Source organism: Cyanothece sp. BG0011 (genome assembly GCF_003013815.1).
GTDB lineage: Bacteria > Cyanobacteriota > Cyanobacteriia > Cyanobacteriales > Microcystaceae > Crocosphaera.
In genome coordinates, this window is sequence record NZ_PRLH01000131.1 from 1 (window position 1) to 3,299 (window position 3,299).

1 protein-coding gene and 4 pseudogenes are annotated in these 3,299 nt (G+C 39.7%); 1 reads left to right on the forward strand and 4 read right to left on the reverse strand.

Going from position 1 to position 3,299, the window contains the following annotated elements; genetic code table 11:
• Positions 1 to 2: 2 nt before the first annotated feature.
• Complete coding sequence (gene petE / locus C4E06_RS16095) at positions 3 to 329, forward strand: plastocyanin (protein ID WP_107668987.1); 327 nt, start codon at positions 3 to 5, stop codon at positions 327 to 329.
• Between the two features lie 60 nt (positions 330 to 389).
• Here the strand turns inward: petE and C4E06_RS16100 are convergent.
• The 4 pseudogenes from C4E06_RS16100 to C4E06_RS16115 form a co-directional block, all read right to left on the reverse strand.
• Positions 390 to 1,055: pseudogene (locus C4E06_RS16100) on the reverse strand (bifunctional 4-hydroxy-2-oxoglutarate aldolase/2-dehydro-3-deoxy-phosphogluconate aldolase).
• Positions 1,056 to 1,064: 9 nt separating this feature from the next.
• Positions 1,065 to 1,461, reverse strand: a pseudogene (locus C4E06_RS16105) (PUA domain-containing protein); the annotation flags it as partial.
• A pseudogene (gene xth, locus C4E06_RS16110) lies at positions 1,443 to 2,203 on the reverse strand (exodeoxyribonuclease III). The pseudogenes C4E06_RS16105 and xth, both read right to left, overlap by 19 nt.
• Before the next feature lie 104 nt (positions 2,204 to 2,307).
• A pseudogene (locus C4E06_RS16115) lies at positions 2,308 to 3,299 on the reverse strand (S41 family peptidase); the annotation flags it as partial.

Sequence of the window (3,299 nt, forward strand, 5' to 3'; positions counted from 1 at the left end):
AGTTGCTTTCGTTATCTCCAGTTTTCTTTGTAGCTGTTAACCCCGCAGCCGCCGAAACCGTTGAAGTTAAAATGGGTTCGGACGGTGGTATGTTAAAATTTGAACCTTCCAAGGTCGAAATTAGCCCAGGAGATACGGTTAAGTGGGTTAATAATAAGTTAGCTCCCCATAACGTTGTGGTTGAAGGAAGTTCCAAACTTTCCCACAAAGGACTTGTTTTCTCCCCTGGCGAAACCTTTGAAAGCACTTTTAACGAGCCTGGAGAATATACTTACTACTGTGAACCTCACCGTGGTGCTGGTATGGTTGGTAAGGTAATTGTCAAGTAGTTTTCATCATTCTTAACAATTCAAGAGCTTAGCCTACGAGTCTCTACTTCGTAGGCATTTTTATGGCTGAAATTCTGCAAGACGTTTCATCAACAGTTGAGCCTGTTGGGTAACCCTATCCCAGTCTTGATGAGCTAAAGCCTGATGAGGAAATAACTGACTCGATAGGCCAACAGCAATGGCTCCTGCTTCGATAAAATAGGCTGCATTATCTAAAGTCACCCCTCCTGTGGGGATTAGGGGAATCTCACCGAGAGGACCTTGTAACCCTTTGATATAGGCAACACCACCAATGGCCTGTACAGGAAAAACTTTAACACAACTGGCTCCTGCTTGCCAAGCGGTGATAATTTCCGTCGGGGATAATGCCCCAGGAATGATGGAATGTCATGATTAATGGCTGTTTTTAATCAGAGTTTGATTAACATGGGGGGTAAAACAAAATTGAATGTCGGCTGCGATCGCTTTTTCTAAGTCTTCTAGGGTTAAAATGGTACCAGTGCCAATGATGCACTCAGGTAAATCTTTTCTTAATTGTTGAATAATTTGACTTGGTTGGTAACTATTCCAAGTAATTTCAATCAGTTTCATTCCCCCGGCTGCCACGGCTTTAGCCATGTTTACCCCCTGATCGATATTATCAGTGCGAATCACAGCAATAGCACGATTTTGTTGTAATAAATGTCTCCAAGACTGGGAAGAATTAAACTGATTATTAACTGTCATCCGCTTACCTCAATTAATGACTAAATTATCTCTGTGAACGATAGTTTCTGCTCCATGATACCCTAACAATTCGGGAATTTTATCTGAATGATTGCCTTTTATTTTATCAATTTCCTCTTGACTATAATTAAACAATGCCTCTTGCAATTTCTTTGCCCATTTCATTGCATAATTGAACCGCTTCTAAAGAATCAAACTCCCCTTCAACTTTAATAATTCCTGCTGCTAATAAAGACTTTCCTTTTTGAGAAATAGCCTTGACTGCACCCTTATCTAGATACAATTTTCCCCTCGGTAATAACCCATGGGCGATCCAACGTTTTCGGGCATTATCATTTTTTAATTGGGCTTCAAATTTCGTGCCAATGTCTTCGCCGTTGAGAATTTTTAAGGTCTTTCTTGTTTTCTGGGTTCTATATCTATTGTACAATTAATTGCTTGTTCGTACAATTGATTGGTAAGATAAAGATGATCAATACGCCAGCCACGATTCCGTTGAAATCCCCCTGATCGATAGTCCCACCAGCTAAAATGTCCCCCTTCTGTGGTAAATTTTCTAAAAGCATCTTTTAAACCAATTTCTAATATGTTTTGTAAAGCTTCTCTTTCTAAAGGAGAAGACATAATATGATTTTCTTTCTGCTTAGGATTATAAATATCTTTATCTTCTAAGGCAATATTAAAGTCTCCACAAATACAGAGTTCATGGGATTCTTTTTTGACTAAATTATCTAAATAAGCTTTTTAAAACTTGAAACCATTGTAACTTATATTCATATTTTTCACTGCCCACAGATGCCCCATTGGGAACGTATAAGTTAATAATACGAATGTCATCAATAACCCCTGAAATCACCCGTTTTTGTTCATCAAACCCTTGAGCAATTTCTTCTCCCACGATAGGGGTAAATCCTGTTATCATATCGGTCATGGGTTGACGGCTAAAAATAGCCACCCCATTATAAGCTTTTTGCCCATAAATATAAACATGATAACCCAATTCTTCAAAGGGTTCTTTCGGAAAAATCTTTATCAATGACTTTGGTTTCTTGTAAACAGAGAACATCAATTGAATTATTGGTTAACCAGTCAATAACATGGGGCTTTCTAGTGCGAATCGAATTAACGTTCCAAGTAGCAATTTTCATCTTTTGTGAATCAATCTGAACCAATAATATGACAAAAAGAACAGCTATCAGTGGATAGTTTAAATGATAACGGGTCACTGATAACTGTTCACTGATAATTGAAATTAACCGGCATTGGCTAACACAGAGTTACCAGTTAAAAGTTCGATAGCAGCTTCATATTGTAAATCATCTTTTGTGCCAATTTGTTGATAGGAAATTGGCTCTTGAACAACAAGTTTATCCGGTTCAATTCCTAACTTATGAATATCGCTATGACTGGGGGTTTCATACTTGGCCACGGTAATGGCTAAACCGGCACCATCTGGTAACTCAAATAAGGATTGAATTAACCCCTTACCAAAGGTTTTTTCTCCCACTAAGGTTGCCCGTCCATTGTCTTTTAACGCACCGGCTAAAATCTCACTGGCACTGGCGGTTCCTTGATTGACTAATAAGACTAAAGGATCGTCGGTTAATGCAGTTCCTGATGCGGTAAAAACTATCTTGTACCCCTTGACGATTAACTGTATAAACAATGGTCCCTTGATCCATCCATAAACGGGCAACTTGTATCCCCGCTTGTAATAGTCCACCGGGATTATTTCTCAGGTCTAAAATATAACCTTGCGCTCCTTCTTTTTCTAAATTATTAATAGCTTCGGCCATTTCTTGGGCCGCATTGGCACTGAATTGATTCAAGCGAATATAACCAATAGGAAGGTTAGGGGTGGGTTGATTTAAACTAGCAGTCACTGGACTCAAAGAAATGCGATCGCGAACAATTTTGACATCTCGTACGTCTGATTCTTTTTGATAGGGTAAAATGGTCAAAGATACGGTGGTTCCCCTCGGTCCACGCATTTTTGTGGCGGCTTCATCGAGTGTCAGAGTGGTGGTATCGATATCGTCAATTTTTAAGATGCGATCGCGGGCTTTGATCCCCACGGCTTCCGCTGGCGATCCTTCGATGGGGGCAACCACTTCTAAGTTACCTGTGTCAGGATTAATGTTAATTTGTAAGCCCACCCCTGACAATTCTCCGGCGGTACTCACTTGTAAATTATGATACTGTTCCGGTCTTAATAAACGGGTAAAAGGTTCATCCAGACTGGCT